Source organism: Streptomyces thermocarboxydus (assembly GCF_024760485.1).
In the GTDB taxonomy this organism is placed as follows: domain Bacteria; phylum Actinomycetota; class Actinomycetes; order Streptomycetales; family Streptomycetaceae; genus Streptomyces; species Streptomyces cellulosae.
Window position 1 is genome coordinate 874,646 of sequence record NZ_CP058273.1, and the last position, 14,929, is coordinate 889,574.

Consider the following 14,929-nt stretch of genomic DNA (forward strand, 5'->3'; position numbering starts at 1 on the left):
GGTCAGGGGATGCGGACCACCGTGCCCGCGTACGTCAGGCCCGCGCCGAAGCCGACCAGGACCGCGAGGTCTCCCCCGCGCAGGGTGCCGGACGTGCGCATGCGGTTGAGGGCCAGGGGGATCGACGCCGCGGAGGTGTTGCCCTGGTCGACGATGTCGCGGGCCACGGCGACCTCGGCGGGGAAGCCCACGCTCTCCGCGACCGCCTCGATGATGCGCAGGTTGGCCTGGTGCGGGACGAACGCCTGGACGTCGCCGGGGCCGACGCCCGAGCGGGCCAGCACGTCCTGGACGATGCCGGGCAGGTGCGTCACCGCCCAGCGGAAGACCGTCGAGCCCCGCATGCGGATGACGGGGGCCGCCCGGCCCGGCTCCTCCCGCACGGTGATGGCCTCGCGCAGTGCGGGATCGGTGCCCCAGACCGTGGTCCCGATGCCCGGCTCCGTGCCGCGGCCGACCAGGGCCGCGCCCGCCCCGTCCGCGAACAGGAAGGCGGTCGAGCGGTCCGTCGGGTCGAGGATGTCGGACATGCGTTCGACGCCGATGACCAGGCAGGTGCGGGCCTGGCCGCTCGCGACGGACGCGGCGGCCAGGGAGAGCCCGACGGTGAATCCGGCGCAGGCGGCGGACACCCGCTCGGCGGGTGCCGTCGTCCCCAGCCGGCGCGCCATCTCCGCGGCGAGCCCGTCCCCCGCCGCGCCGGTGCCCGCCGTTCCAACGTCCGACATGGTGGCGACCAGTATCCGGTCGACCTCGTCCGGCGCCGCGCCCGCGTCGGCGAGCGCCTTCCCCGCGGCCGTGGCGGCCATGTCCGCGAGTGTCTCCTCGGGGCCGGCGAAGCAACGGGTGCGGATGCCGCTGCGGCGCAGGATCCACTCGGGTGAGGAGTCCAGAGTGCGGCAGATCTCCTCGTTGGTGACGATCCGTCGGGGCCGGTAGTCCCCGATGCCGAGCAGAACCGCGTGGTGACGATCCGGCTCGGGCACATGCGCGGCGTGCGTGGTGTTCACACGGGACTCCTGTCGTCGCCGGCAACTGCGGCATGCTCCCCCGCCCGCTGCCTCACCTGCTGCCTTCCCCTGGGCTACGCGCGAAGCCCGCCCGACCCCCCGTGGAATCCCGCTTGACAACAACATACCTACGGTATGTACTCACATACCCAAGGAATGTTAGTTGGAAGGATCAACAGTGACCTCAGGCACGCTCGCGCCCGGCGCCGAGCCCTCGACCGCGGGGAAGACACTGCTGCTGACGTCGGCAGCCACGTTCATGGCCTTCCTCGACACGACGATCGTCAACGTGGCCTTCCCGGCCCTGCACGAGGACTTCCCGAAGGAGTCCGTCACCGATTTGACCTGGGTGGTGACCAGCTACGGCATCCTCTTCGCCGCCCTGCTCACCCCGGCCGGGCGCTTCGCCGACGTCCTGGGCCGGCGCAAGCTGTTCCTGTGGTCGGTCGCGTTGTTCAGCGTCGCGTCCTTGGCCTGCGCCGTCGCACCCAACGTCGAGCTGCTCATCGCCGCCCGCGCCGTCCAGGGCATCGGCGCGGCCGGCATGATCCCCGCCGCGCTGGGACTCGTCCTGTCCGAGACACCCGCCGAGAAGCGGGCCGAGGCCATCGGTATCTGGGGCGCGGCCGGATCCATGGCGGCCGCCGCCGGTCCCTCGCTCGGCGGTCTGCTCGTCAGCGAGATCGACTGGCGCGCGGTGTTCGTCCTGAACATCCCGATCGGCATCGCCGTCCTTCTCGGCGCCCTGCGCCTGCCCGAGCGCCCGGCGGAGAACTCCAAGCTGCCCGACCTGCTCGGCACGGCCACCGTCACCCTCGGCATCGCCGGCATCGTCATCGGCCTCACCAAGGGCGGCGACTGGGGCTGGGACGCCGTCACCACGTGGGCCTGGATCGGCGCCGGTGTCCTCCTCGTGGCCTTCTCGCTGCTGCGCTCCGGCAAGCACCCGGCCCCGGCCGTGGAGACCGGCCTGTGGGGCACGTCGATGTTCGCGGCGGCCAACCTCACCGCGTTCCTGCTCGGCGCCGGTCTGTTCGTCTGGTTCCTGTCCGGCCCCCTGTACCTCACCACCATCTGGGGCTACTCGGTGCTGAAGGCCGGTCTCGCCGTCACCCCCGGAGCGGTGCTCTCCGCCGTCGCCGCCATCGCGGTGGGACGCCGTCTGAAGCCGGAGCAGCAGCGGCCGGTGGTCATCGTCTCGGCCGCCGCCTTCCTCGCGCTGAGCATCTGGGCGTACACGGGCCTCGGCTCCGACCGTGAGTTCCTGGCTCTGTGGCTTCCGTACGGCGCCCTCGGCGGGGCCGTGCTCGGTGCGGCGCTCACCAGCGTGACCACCGCGGCCTCCATCTCCGTGCATCCGCTGAAGTTCGCCACCGGCACCGGAATGAGCACCACCGCACGGCAGTTCGGCGGAGCGGTCGGCGTCGCCTCGATGGCGGCGGTGTTCGCCGCCGGCGATCTGAGCACCCCGCAGCCGTACCTCGACGCGTTCCTGCTCGCGGGCATCTACATCGCCGCCTCCGCGGTGCCCGGGTTCTGGCTGTTCACCAAGAAGTCGATGGCGCAGATCGCCGAGACCCAGCGGCAGATCCAGGCCCACATGCGGGCGCAGGCGGAGGCCGCCGCCAAGGCCGCGGCCGCCGCGTCCTCGGCCGACCGGTCCTGACCCCACCCCCGAGAACGCCGGCCGCGGTCCTGTCCCCCGTGGCCGTGGCCGGCCCGGGCGGGGTCGCGGCTACCACGCAGCCGCGGCCCCGCCCCACGTCGACGGCGCGCACCCCGCCGCGGCGAAAAAAACCGATCCGCCGCGAGGGGAGGGCAACCCCAGCCCGTAACACAGGACGAGAGCCCATCGGTTCATGAGGGGAATTGATGAACACAGTCCTCGACTGGCTGGACTCCCCCGCGCCCGAGCGTGGAATCCACTACTACCGAAACGGCGACTGGCACTTCAGCGACTACGCGGGCATCGCCTCGGCGGCCCGCCGCACAGCCGCCTTCCTGCACGACAACGGCGTCACCAAGGGCGTCGTGTCGCTGCTCGTCGAGGAGCCCGAAAGCTTTGTACCGGCGTTCCTCGGCACCATGTACGCGGGGGCCACCCCGTCCCCGATCGCCTCGCCCGTCGCCTTCGGCGGACACGAGGCCTTCACCGAGCACGCGGCCGCGATCCTCGGCGCCGCCGCGCCGGCCGCCGTGCTGACCGACCACCGGCTCGCCCCGCTCGCCGCCGCGGCGAGCGCCAGGGCCGGGACCGGAGAACCCCTGGTCCTGCCCGAGCCGGACGGCCTGCCCGCCGACGACGGCCCGGCCCGCCGGACGGCGGATCTCGCCCTGCTCCAGTTCACCTCCGGTTCCAGCGGTACCCCCAAAGGGGTCCGGGTCACCGGCGACAATCTCACCACCAACGTCCGCGCCATCCACGGCTGGCTCGGCGTGACGAGCGAGGACTCCTGCTCGTCGTGGCTGCCGCTCTACCACGACATGGGCCTCATCGGGACCTTCCTGGGCTCCGTCGTGGCCCAGATCGACCTGTGGCTGATGAGCCCCGTCGACTTCATCCGCTCCCCGGCCCGCTGGCTCGACTGCCACGGAAGGCACGGGGTGACCATCACCACCGCCCCCAACTTCGGCTACGGGTACGCGACATCCCGCGTGCGCGACGAGGAGCTGGCGGGCGCCGACTTCTCGGCCTGGCGGGTCGCGATGAGCGGCGCCGAGCGCGTGGACGCGGGCGTGGTCGCCGGCTTCACCGCCCGGCTCGCCCCGTACGGCTTCGACTCCCGTGCGATCACGCCCTGTTACGGCATGGCGGAGACCACGCTCGCCGTCACCGGGGTCCGCCCCGGCCTCGGCGCGCGCATCGTCCGCCCGGCCGGGCCGGTGGACACCGGGGCGCCGGTGACCGTCTCCGGCACCGGCACCCTCGGCGCCGACCGGCCGGAGGAGCCCGCGGGCTGGATCGCCTCCTGCGGCCGGCCGGTGCCCGGGACCGCCGTGGAGATCGTGGACGACGACGGCACACCGCTGCCGGACGGCACGTTCGGGGAGATCCGGGTGAGCGGCACGTCCGTGGCCGACGGCTACCAGACGGCCGACCCGGCCGCCGATCGGGCCTTCGGCGACGACGGACTGCGCACCGGCGACGCCGGTTTCCTGCTCGACGGCGAGCTGTACGTGGTCGGCCGGATCGGCGACAGCCTCAAGGTCCGCGGCCGCAAGGTGCACGCCGAGGACCTGGAGGCGGCGCTCGTCTCCGTTCCCGGGGTGCCACCGGGCCGCTGCGCGGTGGCGCTCGGCGACCGCGACGGACGCCCGGGCGCGGTGATCGTCGTGGAGGCGCCCGGCGACGGCTGGCTGGAGGCCGTGCGAGGCGCGCTGCGCTCCGCCCTGGACACCTCGGTCGCCCTGACCGTGGTGCGGGCCCGGCGCGGAACGATTCCGCGGACCTCGAGCGGCAAGCCACGCCGTCGGCTGCTGTGGCGGCTGGCGGGCGAGGGCACGCTCGCCGGCGACGTCCTGCACCGCACACACGGGCCTGACGACCCGACCGAACCGACCGCACCGCGACTGGATGGGGCTGCCCTATGAGCGTCACGACCCCCGGGCTCGTACTCGACGTCACCGAGACGGCCCCCGAGACCGCCGCCGAGCAGCGCGGCCGACTCGCCGACTCCGCTGCTCTGTACCGCCGCTGGGAACGCCAGCAGTGGGCCGTCGCCCAGGTCGCCCCGGCCCGGGACGCGGCCACCTGGGAGTCCCTCACGCCCTTCTCGCGCGAACAGATGCTCGGCTCGCTCGGCGAGCTGGAGGTGGGCGAGGTCACGGTGACGCACACGCTGGGCGCGCTGATCGACGCGCCGCCCACGGAGGACGACCGGATCTTCCTGTGCACCCAGCTGGCCGACGAGGCCCGCCATGTGCGGTTCTTCCAGACCTATCTCGAGGACGCCTGCCGGACGGGCCTGGACGCGGTCGAGGAGGGCGCCGACTACTCCGAGGTCTTCACGCCCGTGCTCACCCGCGCCACCGACGCGGTGCGTCAGAACCCAGAGGACCGCGAGTCCTGGTACCGCGCCCTCGTCCACTACCACCTGATCACGGAGGGCGTGCTCGCCGCGACCGCCCTGCGCACCACCCGCTTCCTCGCCCGCCGGCTGAAGCTGGAGGCACTCGAAGAAGGACTCACGAACGTCACGCGCGACGAGTCCCGCCATGTCTCCTACGGCCTGCGCGCCGCGCAGGACGGGGTCGCCGGCGGGTTCGCCCAGGTGGTCGAGGACGCGCACTTCGAGTCGCTCGGCGCGGCGGCCTGGGTGCTCATCGGTCCCTCCCGGCACAACCCGGTGCCCGCGCTCCACGCGGCCCTGCTCAGCCGCGCCGCCCAGATCCGGGGCAGCGTCGAGATCGCCCGGGAGCGACTGGCCAAGCAACTGCGCCTGGTCGGTCTGCCGCACGTGGCCGAGAAGGCCGTCGCCTCCTGGGACCTCGCGGTGGAGACCGCCCTCGACGCCTACGCCGAGCGCTGGAACGCGCCGCACCCGATCCGGGCCGCCGCGGCCTGAGCACCGCCGGTCCCCGCGCCGCACCGGCGGCGCCCGGGACAAGACACAAGCCACAGAGCCAGGAAAGGGACGAAAGAGACATGGACAACGGCACGTCGCGCGCACAGGTCCGCCGGATCGTCGGAGAGATGAGCCCGCTGGGCGCCCGTGAGGCGAACTCCGGGGACCGCCTCGTCGAGGACCTCGGCTACGACTCGCTCGCCGTCATCGAGCTCTCGCTCCGTATCGAGCAGGAGTTCACGCTGGCCGACCTCGGCACCGGCCCCACGGCCGACATCACCACGGTCCAGGACATCGAGGACTTCGTCGTTCAGCAGCAGGCGGCACCGAGCGACGCCGCCTGATCCACCCACCCGCCCAGAGAGGTACGACGAGAAGATGACGACTTACGATCTGCGCAGCGAGACGGACGATCCGCTGGCGCTCTCCCACGAGGAGTCCGTGCGTCTGCTGCGCGGGGCCCCGTGGCAGCGGCTCGCCATCATGGGCGACAGCTTCGCCGCCGGTCTCGGCGACCCGAGCGAGGGCTACGCCCATGTGCCGTGGCCGCGGCGGGTCTCGGCCGCGCTCGGCGCGGACAAGCCCGGCTTCGCCTATCTGAACACGGGCGTCAAGGGCAAGCGGACCGGTGAGGTGCGCGCCGAGCAGCTCGACGAGGTTCTCGCCTTCCGGCCGGACCTGGTCAACGTGGCGGCCGGCGGCAACGACCTGTTCGACGCCGAGCCGGACCTGGACGGCGTCGAGGCCGACCTCGACGCCATGTACGGGGCGCTGCGGGCGCAGGGGGCGGACATCTTCGCGTTCACCGTGACCAACGTCTTCGAGTCGGTACCGGAACTGGCCGTCTTCAGCGACCGTACGGCGGCCCTCAACGACCGCATCCGCGCGGTGGCCCGGCGCCACGACGCCGTGCTGATCGAGATGTGGCACCACCCCGTGCGGCTGCGCCCCAACCTGATGAGCGCCGACGGCATCCACTTCGCCATGGAGGGGCACGCCGCCCTCGCCGCGGAGATCGTCAAGGCCCTCGGCGCGCGCAGCGCGCAGCGCGCGGAGACGTGATGGGCGCCGGCCCCACCGCGCGGTACGTCGTGGTCGGCGCGGGCTCGGCCGGCTGTGTGCTGGCCGAGCGGCTCAGCGCCGACGGCGACGCACAGGTGGTGCTCATCGAGGCGGGCGGCCCGGACCGGCGCGCCGAGATCGGCATCCCCGCCGCCTTCCCCTCCCTGTTCGGCACCTCCGCGGACTGGGGCTACCGCACGACCCCGCAGCCGGGGCTGGGCGGGCGGACCCTGAACTGGCCGCGCGGCCGCACGCTGGGCGGCTCGTCCTCGCTCAACGCCCAGATCTGGACCCGCGGCCATCTGGCGGACTTCGACGGCTGGGCCGAGGACGACGGGTGCGCCGGCTGGTCGGCCGGGGAGGTGCTGCCGTACTTCGCGCGGGCCGAGGACCGCTCGGGCGCGGGCGCCTACGGCTCCGGCGGGCCGATCCGCATCGAGGACCTGCGCGACCCGAGTCCGGCCACGGCCGAGTTCCTGGGCGCCTGCGCCGAGGCGGGACTGCCCGCCCTGGACGACGGGCGTCCGCTCGAACCGGAGGGCGCGGGCCCGGTGCGGGCCACCCAGCGCGGAGGGCGGCGCTGGAGCGCGGCCGACGGCTATCTGCGGCCCGCGCTGCGGCGGGAGAACCTCACCGTCGTGACGGACGCCCGCGTCGAGCGGATCCTGATCGAGGACGGCCGCGCCGTCGGGGTCGCCTACACGACCGCCGACGGGCCGGCCGAGGCACGCGCCGACGGCGAGGTCCTCCTGGCGGCGGGGGCGATCGGCTCCCCGCAACTGCTGATGCTCTCCGGCGTCGGCGACGCGGACGAACTGCGCGGGCACGGCATCACCGTGCACGCCCACTTGCCCCGGGTCGGCCGGGGCCTGGCCGACCACCTCTACGTACCGCTGGCGTTCGAGGCCCACGGCCGGGTGACCCCGGGGGTGACCGACCGGCAGGGCGAGATCACCGAGTTCCTGCGCGGCCGGCGCGGGCGGCTGACGTCCAACCTCGCGGAAGCCGTCGCGTTCCTGCGCAGCGGCCCCGGACTCCCGGCACCCGACCTGGAGTTCGTGTGGATGCTGGTGCCCTTCCTCGACCAGGCGCGGGCCGCGCGGCAGCACGGCGTCACCCTGGGCGTGGTCCTGCTGCGGCCGCGCAGCCACGGCACCGTCCGGCTCGCCTCCGCCGACCCGGCGGCGCACCCGGTGATCGACCCGCGCTACCTGTCCGACCCGGACGGCGACGACCTGCGGGTGCTGACCGAGGGGATACACCGGGCCCAGCAGGTGCTGACCAGGCCCGCGCTGGCCGCCCGGCTCGGGGCACCGCTGACGCCGGGGGCCCTCGACCCGGACCCCGGCACGGTGCACGCCCTGACGCGGACCCACGCGGAGACCCTCTACCACCCGGTCGGCACCTGCGGCATGGGCGGGGACCCGGAGGCCGTACTGGATCCGCACCTGCGGGTCCGGGGGGTGGCCGGGCTGCGCGTCGTCGACGCCTCCGCGCTGCCGTCCCTGCCGCGCGGCCACACCCACGCGCCCACCGTGATGCTCGCGGAGCGGGCGGCCGACCTGATCCTCGCCGAGGCGGCGCAGCACCGCCGCGGGGCCCTCGCCGGCCGCTGACCCGCCGCCCCCTTACGACCAGCCATATGACACGAAAGGCAGTACGACTGTGACCGTTCAGGACCCGCAGCTGTTCACGGACGCCTTCCGGGCGGCCCTCACCGACGCGGAGTTCGCGGCCCTGCTCAAGGAGCGCGACTTCTCCCTCCAGTTCGTCCTGACCGGGGATGCCGGCACGGCCTTCCTGCTGGACTCCGACGGCGTGCACGACGGCGCGCCCCGGCCGGCGAGCCTGCGGCTGGAGGTGCGGCCCGAGGCGCTGCACCTCGTCCTGCTGGGCCGGCTCGGCGTGACCCGCGCGATCGTCGACCGCGGCCTCGTCGCCAAGGGCCCGGTGTCCGGCGTGCGTCAACTCGCGGACCTGCTGCCGCCGCTGGGCCGCGCCTACGCCCAGCTGGCGCCGGCTCCGTCGGGTGCCTGACCCGGCTCCGGGCCCGGGCCCCTCACCACCTCACTTTCCCTCCCTCGTCCGTCACCACAGAAAGCCGGCTGCTGTGATCGCGACCACCACCACCGCCGTACCGAACGCCCCGACCCTCTCCGACCTGCGCGCCCTCGACGAAGCGGCGATGCCCTCGCTGTTCCGGCTCCCGCCCGAGGTGGAGGAGCTGCGCGACGAAGTCCGTGACTTCGCACAGACCGTGGTGAAGCCGCGGACCCTCGCCAACGACCTCGCCCCCGCCGACGCATTCGACTGGGAGATGGTCGAAGCCGGCCACCGGCTGGGCCTGCTGCGCCTGACCATGCCCAAGGAGCTCGGTGGCCGCGGCATGGGTGTGCTCGGCGTGGCGGTCGCCATGGAGGAGATCGCCTCGGTCTGCGCCAGCACGGCGCTGATCTTCGGCGCCTCGCTGCTCGGGCAGACCTCCGTGCTGTTCTCCGGCGACCAGCAGCTCCAGGCCCGCTTCCTGCCCCCGTTCCTCGGGGACAGGCCGGTCCTCGCCTGCAACGCCATCACCGAGGAGACAGCGGGCTGCGACCTGCTGATACCGGAGCACGCCGAGCTGGCCGAGGACGTGATGACGGCCCGCCGGGACGGCGACCACTTCGTCCTCGACGGCGTGAAGCGGTTCATCACCAACGGCAAGGTCGCCGAGTGGGCGGCGGTGTTCGCCAACATCGAGGGCAACCCCGGCGCCACCGGGCTGACCGTGTTCGTCGTGCCCCTGGACAGCGAGGGGGTCACCCGCGGCGCGGTGGCCGACAAGATGGGCTACCGGGCCTGCCTGGGCACCACCCTCACCTTCGAGGACGTCCGGGTGCCGGAGGAGAACATCGTCTTCGGGGAGGGCGGCGGGTGGAACTACCTGACCGTCCAGTCGAACCAGGCCCGTTCGATCGTCGCCGCGATCTCCACCGGAGTCGCCCGGGGCGCCTTCGAGATCGCCAAGGAGTGGGCGGGCGAGCGCGTCCAGGCAGGCAAGCCGTTGTACGAGCACCAGTTCACGGCGCGCAAGCTGGCCGAGATGTCCTCGAAGATCGAGGCCTCCCGGCTGCTGTACCTCCAGGCGGCGCACCAGGCGGACAACATGCTGCCCGCACCCGTCTACGGCCCGGCCGTGGCGAAGATGTTCGCCGACCGCGCGGCGATCGAGGTGGCCGAGGAGGCCATGTCCATCGTCGGCGCGCGCGGCTACTGCCGTGAGCACGCGGTCGAGAAGCTGGTCCGGGAGTCGTTCGGTGCCCGCATCTACGAGGGCACGCCGGAGGTGCTTGCGCTGGCCATTACCGGTGCGCTGTACGGGCGCCGGCTGTGACGCCCCGCCCGCAGACCGACCCGAAGGCCGCGCCGCGGACGGCGCCGGCCCGGACGGCCGGGGCCCGGACGACAGCGCTCCGGGAACGCGCCGCGGCCTTCTCCGCGGTGTCGTACGTCGAGGCCATGGTGGCCTCGGCCGCCCGCTGCACCCGCCTGTCGCTGGAGCCGCGGCCCGTGCCGGAGACCGATTCCGTCCCGGCCGCGGCGCCACGGCCGCACGACGCATCCACGCTGGGGAGACCGACGTGACCTCGCAGACCGTCACCGGTGTGACACTGCCGGCGGACGACGCGCGCCGCGCACGCTATGTGGCGCGCGTGCTGGACGTGCACGACCACATGAGCCTCGCGGGCCTGGCCGAGCAGGCCGACCCGCTGTACCTGGCCCGCCGCCCGGACGGCCTGACCGTGCTCGCGGTGCCGCAGTCGCAGCTGCCCGAGCGCTACCGGCTGGCGATCTACGGTTTCCGGCTCGCGCAGTACCTGCGGTCCCGGTTCGCCAGCGACCGGGTGGCCTTCGCCCGCGGTCTGTTCGCGGAGCCGGCCGGCCCGGGGCACGGCGAGGAGATCCACGTCATCGGCTTGGAGGAGCGGACCGGCGCGATCCTGCGCTACGTCTCGGTCATCGCCTCCACCGACACCGCCCCGCTGCCCGTGACCCACCCGGACCGGGCCCCCTTCCCCTGCGAGGTGGCCCACGGCATCAACCTGTTCGACCACGTGCCGCCGGCGGAGCCGGTCACGGTGCGGGAGGTGTGGGAGATCAAGCGCCTGATGCAGCGCCCCTCCCAGCGCGACGCCTCCCCGGCCCGGCGGCTGCGTCTGTCGCTGGAACTAATGCTCGGCTTCTACACGGTGCTCGCCGGTCTCTCCCCCCGGCCGCGCTTCCTGGTCGGCGACGGCGAGGAGGGCCTGGCCGTGCGGCGTCTGACACGCAGCCTCGGGGAGATCACCGTGATCGAGGGCACGCGCCCCTCGCTGCCCGAGGACGACCTGCTCTTCCCGGCGTACGTGGAGCGCGCGGTGGTCAAGCCGTTCGTGGCACGGGTCCCGCGCGGGGCGGAGATGGAGCGGCTCCTGGGCTGGCTCCGGCGCGCGCTGGACGCGCCCAACCCCCTCGTCGGCTTCCAGCAGTTGGTCGGCCGGGTCGATGGAGAGATCCGGAGGGTGAGGATATGAGCACCACCACCGCGGCCAGGACGGTTCCGGCCGGTGTCCCCGAGGACCCGGAGGCGTACTACCGGGTCCTGACCGAGCGCAACCGGGGGCTGATCCCGGGCGAGGTGCAGGAGCGGCTGCGCAACGCCACCGTGCTGGTGGCGGGGTGCGGTTCGACGGGCGGCGCGGTCGTCGAGCCGCTGGCCCGCCTGGGCACGGGCCGCTTCGTGCTCGCCGAGCCGGGCGAGTACGAGCTGAACAACCTCAACCGGCAGAGCGCCACGCACAAGGACATCGGCCGCAACAAGGCGGAGGTGGCCGCCGAGCGCATCCGGTCGGTCAATCCCTTCGCCGGGATCCGGGTCGACACCTCGGGCGTCCGCCCGGACGCGCCCGACCCGCTGCTGGACGGCGTGGACGTGGTCGTCGACGGCGTGGACGTGACCACGCTGGGCGGCTGGCGGGCCAAGTACGCGCTGCACGCGGCGGCGGCACGCCGCCGGCTGCCCGTGGTCTCCGGCTACGACCTGTCGGGCACGCAGCACGTGCGCTACTACGACTACCGGGCCGAACCCGTCCCGCTCGCGGGCGCGATCGCTCCCGGGGACATCACCGAGGACGCGCTGTGGACACTGCTGCTGAAGGTGATCCCCCGGGAGATCGTCCCGGCCGACCTGATCGCCGACGTCACCGCGCACCGCGCGGACCCGGACTACAGCGTTCCGCAACTCGTCTACGCGTCGCACCAGTTCGGTGTGCTCGCGGCCCGGTACGTGGTCGAGATCCTGGCCGGACGCCCGGTCCGCGAACAGCTCACGGTCGACGTGCACCGGCTGGTCTCGGCGGACGCCGGCCTGCCGGATGCCTTTTCGGACAGCACTCAGCGCACACAGGACAAGGAGTCGTGATGACCACCGCCACCGACCGCCCGGGCCGCCGCTCGGAGGACCCGCTCGTCCGCCAGACCAAGAAGGCCACGCAGCTCCTCGTCGCGTCGGCACGGCACTCCTACGATCCGCGGGTCGACGTGAACTGGGACGAACCGCTGGAGGAGGGCAAGTGGTTCCTGCCCGAGAAGCGGATCTCCCTGTACGGCACCGAGCTGTACGACTCCCTCTCCATGGAGCAGAAGCTGCTGCTCAGCCGTGAGGAACTGGCGTCGTCGCTGGCCGCGGGCGTATGGACCGAGCACATCCTGCTGCACCTGGTGTCGCGGTACGCCTACAAGCGCGACATCACCAGCCCGCAGGTGCAGTTCGCGCTGACCGAAGTGGCGGACGAGGTGCGCCACATGATCATGTTCGCCCAGCTGGTGGAGAAGACGGGCTCGGAGTTCTACCCCGTGAACCCGAAGACCCAGCGGGCCGGGCTGCTGCTGAAGACGTTCGCCCCGGTGCCCGCGCTGTGGGCGATGCTGCTGCTCACCGAGGAGTTCTTCGACCGCTTCCAGCGCGAACAGGCCAACGACGAGACGGTACAGCCGCTGGTGCGCACGGTGGCCCGCATCCATGTGGTGGAGGAGGCCCGGCACATCAGCTTCGCCCGTACCGAGCTGGAGCGGTTCGTGCCCACGCTCTCCAAGCGGCGTCTGCAGATGCTCCGCGACTTCCTCGCCTCGGTGGTGAAGTCCATCCGCCGGGACCGCTACAACCCGCTGATGTACGAGCGGGCCGGCCTGGACCCGAAGGTCTGTGTCGAAGCGGGCCGCAACAACCCCGTCGGGCTGGTCAACGGAGCGTACGGCGCCGAGCGGATCGCCCCGTACTACAAGTCGATCGGGCTGATCGGCGGCCGCTCGGAGAAGGTGTGGCGCTCGGCCGGATGGCTCAAGGACGCCTAGAGAAAGGGGAGTTGACCGTGGACGATGACGGGTACGAAGGTCCGGCGGTGCTGGCGGTGGAAGGCCGTGCCGAGTTCACCGTCCGGGCCCGGCTCACCGGCAGCTTCCAGCCGCTGGACGGCCGCTACCGCTGGTACGGACGACTTCAGGCCCACGAGGAGCTGACCCGGATGGTGGGGGACCGCAGCGCCGGTGTGGTGCTGCGGACGTCCGAGGGGGACGCGGCGGGCCGCATCACCGAACCCGACCTGTGGAACCGCTACCGGATCGAAGGTATGGGCGTGCCCCCGTTCCGAATTCCGTTCACCATCGAAGAAGTTTCGGAATTCGGCACCTCCGGCAACTGAAATCACGTCAGTAACAGCGTAAGAAGAAAGAACCGCACAGGATCAACGGAGGCCCCCGGCACATGTGCTTCGACGAGGACGCCATTCCACCGGTACCGCAGGTTCCGGATGCTGCGGTCGAGAGCCGCTATCTGGAATTGACCGCGGCCGACGGAAACACCTTCGCCGCATTCACCGCCGCCCCTGCGGGCGGCACGCGCACAGCGATCGTGATCCTGCCCGACGTGCGCGGCCTGTACGGGTTCTACACGGAGCTGGCCAAACGCTTCGCGGAGAACGGCGTACGGGCGCTCGTCATCGACTACTACGGCCGCACGGCGGGCGCGGCCAGAAGGGAAAGCGATTTCCCGTACACCGAGCACATGGCCGGGCTCACCCCGCGCCAGCTCTACGCCGACCTGAGCGCGGGCATCGCGCACCTGCGCTCCGAGGAGGGCGGGGCCGCGAGCGCCGTCCTCACGGTCGGCTTCTGCATCGGCGGCCGGCTCGCCGTGATGGCCGCGGCCGGCCGCTCCGACCTGGCCGGCGTGATCGGCTTCTACTGCTGGCCGGCCGACGGTCCGGACGGCTCACCCGGTCCGACCAGCAGGGCGGCCGATCTGAAGGCACCGGTGCTGGCGTTGATGGCCGGGGAGGACCCGGGCATCCCGCCGGCCCATGTGAAGGCGTTCGACGAGGCCCTGGCCGAGGCGGGGGTCGACCACGAGGTCGTCACCTACCCCGGCGCCCCGCACAGCTTCTTCGACGCCAAGCGCGACGCCTACGCCGACGCCTCGGCGGACGCCTGGGACCGGGTGCTGCGGTTCGTGGACCGGGTCGGGGCGGGCTGAGCCCCGGTCCGGGCGCAGGACGCGGGACGCAAGGGAACGGGAACACATACGTATGGAAGGAATGAAACTGCGTGTAGCCTGGAAGGCCAGCTCAATGCGGTCCGACCTCGGGAAGTGTGAACATGCCCACGACTCGTACGAGAACGCGTCCGACGCAGCGTGAGCGGTCCGACAGCACCATCGAGGAACTGCTGAGAGCCGCCCGCAAGCTGTTCGCCGAACGCGGGTACAACGCGACCTCGCTGGAGGCCGTCGTGGAGGCCGCCCACGTCACCAAGGGCGCCCTCTACCACCACTTCTCCGGCAAGCAGCACCTCTTCAGAGCGGTGTACGAGCGCGAGCAGGCGCGGCTGTCCCACATCGTGGCCGAGGCCTACCTGGACGCGGAGCCGGACTCCTGGGAGGCGGTGTTCGTGGGTGCGAAGGCCTTCCTCGTGGAGGTCCTCGCACCCGACGTCCAGCGCATCAACCTGCTCGACGCCCCGGGCGCGCTCGGCACCGAGGAGATGCGCGAGATCAACTCGGGCTGCTTGAAGATGATGGAGGAGGGGGTCCGGCGTGCCACCGAGAACGGGGACATCGCGCCGCACTCCGTGACCGCCCTCACCCATCTGCTGTACGGCGGCCTGTGCGAGACGGCGATGGCGGTCGCGCGCGCCGAGGACCAGCAGCAGGCCCTCGACGCGGGCATCACCGAACTGCGCGGCCTCTTCGACGCGCTGGCCGCCGCGCGCTGAGCACGC

Annotated in this window: 15 protein-coding genes; 14 read left to right on the forward strand and 1 reads right to left on the reverse strand. The window is 72.6% G+C overall.

Going from position 1 to position 14,929, the window contains the following annotated elements; translation table 11 throughout:
- Positions 1 to 2: 2 nt before the first annotated feature.
- Complete coding sequence (locus AY578_RS04085) at positions 3 to 1,010, reverse strand: beta-ketoacyl-ACP synthase 3 (protein ID WP_019524791.1); 1,008 nt, start codon at positions 1,008 to 1,010, stop codon at positions 3 to 5.
- A gap of 178 nt (positions 1,011 to 1,188) precedes the next feature.
- Between AY578_RS04085 and AY578_RS04090 the strand changes: the two genes are divergently transcribed.
- The 14 genes from AY578_RS04090 to AY578_RS04155 all read left to right on the forward strand — a co-directional run bounded on the left by AY578_RS04090 (position 1,189) and on the right by AY578_RS04155 (position 14,923).
- On the forward strand, positions 1,189 to 2,676 hold the full coding sequence (locus tag AY578_RS04090; protein WP_258902061.1) for a DHA2 family efflux MFS transporter permease subunit: 1,488 nt from the start codon (positions 1,189 to 1,191) through the stop codon (positions 2,674 to 2,676).
- Positions 2,677 to 2,882: 206 nt separating this feature from the next.
- A complete protein-coding gene (locus tag AY578_RS04095; protein WP_258902062.1) occupies positions 2,883 to 4,601 on the forward strand; it encodes an AMP-binding protein in 1,719 nt (572 codons plus the stop codon).
- Positions 4,598 to 5,575, forward strand: a complete 978-nt coding sequence (locus tag AY578_RS04100; protein WP_161232776.1) for a ribonucleotide-diphosphate reductase subunit beta — start codon at positions 4,598 to 4,600, stop codon at positions 5,573 to 5,575. Before AY578_RS04095 ends, AY578_RS04100 begins: the two co-directional genes overlap by 4 nt.
- 80 nt (positions 5,576 to 5,655) lie before the next feature.
- Entirely contained in the window at positions 5,656 to 5,919 is a 264-nt protein-coding gene (locus AY578_RS04105; protein ID WP_019524794.1) for an acyl carrier protein, read from the forward strand.
- Positions 5,920 to 5,953: 34 nt separating this feature from the next.
- Positions 5,954 to 6,637 (forward strand): SGNH/GDSL hydrolase family protein, encoded by a 684-nt coding sequence (locus tag AY578_RS04110; RefSeq protein ID WP_019524795.1) that lies wholly within the window; start codon positions 5,954 to 5,956, stop codon positions 6,635 to 6,637.
- On the forward strand, positions 6,637 to 8,253 hold the full coding sequence (locus AY578_RS04115; protein WP_137209499.1) for a GMC family oxidoreductase: 1,617 nt from the start codon (positions 6,637 to 6,639) through the stop codon (positions 8,251 to 8,253). Before AY578_RS04110 ends, AY578_RS04115 begins: the two co-directional genes overlap by 1 nt.
- A 49-nt stretch (positions 8,254 to 8,302) precedes the next feature.
- Positions 8,303 to 8,674 (forward strand): SCP2 sterol-binding domain-containing protein, encoded by a 372-nt coding sequence (locus AY578_RS04120; RefSeq protein WP_019524797.1) that lies wholly within the window; start codon positions 8,303 to 8,305, stop codon positions 8,672 to 8,674.
- Between the two features lie 73 nt (positions 8,675 to 8,747).
- Positions 8,748 to 10,010, forward strand: a complete 1,263-nt coding sequence (locus AY578_RS04125; RefSeq protein WP_019524798.1) for an acyl-CoA dehydrogenase family protein — start codon at positions 8,748 to 8,750, stop codon at positions 10,008 to 10,010.
- A gap of 247 nt (positions 10,011 to 10,257) precedes the next feature.
- Entirely contained in the window at positions 10,258 to 11,190 is a 933-nt protein-coding gene (locus AY578_RS04130; protein ID WP_161108192.1) for a hypothetical protein, read from the forward strand.
- Positions 11,187 to 12,077 carry a ThiF family adenylyltransferase gene (locus tag AY578_RS04135; RefSeq protein ID WP_137209498.1) on the forward strand — a complete coding sequence of 297 codons (891 nt, stop codon included), beginning with the start codon at positions 11,187 to 11,189 and terminating at the stop codon, positions 12,075 to 12,077. The genes AY578_RS04130 and AY578_RS04135 overlap by 4 nt, the downstream gene beginning before the upstream one ends.
- Positions 12,077 to 13,009 carry an AurF N-oxygenase family protein gene (locus tag AY578_RS04140; RefSeq protein ID WP_019524802.1) on the forward strand — a complete coding sequence of 311 codons (933 nt, stop codon included), beginning with the start codon at positions 12,077 to 12,079 and terminating at the stop codon, positions 13,007 to 13,009. Before AY578_RS04135 ends, AY578_RS04140 begins: the two co-directional genes overlap by 1 nt.
- A 17-nt stretch (positions 13,010 to 13,026) precedes the next feature.
- A complete protein-coding gene (locus AY578_RS04145; protein WP_240318743.1) occupies positions 13,027 to 13,356 on the forward strand; it encodes a DUF4873 domain-containing protein in 330 nt (109 codons plus the stop codon).
- Between the two features lie 62 nt (positions 13,357 to 13,418).
- Positions 13,419 to 14,186, forward strand: a complete 768-nt coding sequence (locus AY578_RS04150) for a dienelactone hydrolase family protein (RefSeq protein WP_258902067.1) — start codon at positions 13,419 to 13,421, stop codon at positions 14,184 to 14,186.
- Between the two features lie 122 nt (positions 14,187 to 14,308).
- On the forward strand, positions 14,309 to 14,923 hold the full coding sequence (locus AY578_RS04155) for a TetR/AcrR family transcriptional regulator (RefSeq protein ID WP_258902068.1): 615 nt from the start codon (positions 14,309 to 14,311) through the stop codon (positions 14,921 to 14,923).
- Positions 14,924 to 14,929 lie beyond the last annotated feature (6 nt).

What these genes read in the sequence shown, in the direction of transcription:
- AY578_RS04095 (WP_258902062.1), top strand. Translation starts at nt 2,883, where the DNA reads ATGAACACAGTCCTCGACTGGCTGGACTCCCCCGCGCCCGAGCGTGGA.
- AY578_RS04100 (WP_161232776.1), top strand. Translation starts at nt 4,598, where the DNA reads ATGAGCGTCACGACCCCCGGGCTCGTACTCGACGTCACCGAGACGGCC.
- AY578_RS04105 (WP_019524794.1), top strand. Translation starts at nt 5,656, where the DNA reads ATGGACAACGGCACGTCGCGCGCACAGGTCCGCCGGATCGTCGGAGAG.
- AY578_RS04110 (WP_019524795.1), top strand. Translation starts at nt 5,954, where the DNA reads ATGACGACTTACGATCTGCGCAGCGAGACGGACGATCCGCTGGCGCTC.
- AY578_RS04115 (WP_137209499.1), top strand. Translation starts at nt 6,637, where the DNA reads ATGGGCGCCGGCCCCACCGCGCGGTACGTCGTGGTCGGCGCGGGCTCG.
- AY578_RS04135 (WP_137209498.1), top strand. Translation starts at nt 11,187, where the DNA reads ATGAGCACCACCACCGCGGCCAGGACGGTTCCGGCCGGTGTCCCCGAG.
- AY578_RS04140 (WP_019524802.1), top strand. Translation starts at nt 12,077, where the DNA reads ATGACCACCGCCACCGACCGCCCGGGCCGCCGCTCGGAGGACCCGCTC.
- AY578_RS04150 (WP_258902067.1), top strand. Translation starts at nt 13,419, where the DNA reads ATGTGCTTCGACGAGGACGCCATTCCACCGGTACCGCAGGTTCCGGAT.
- AY578_RS04155 (WP_258902068.1), top strand. Translation starts at nt 14,309, where the DNA reads ATGCCCACGACTCGTACGAGAACGCGTCCGACGCAGCGTGAGCGGTCC.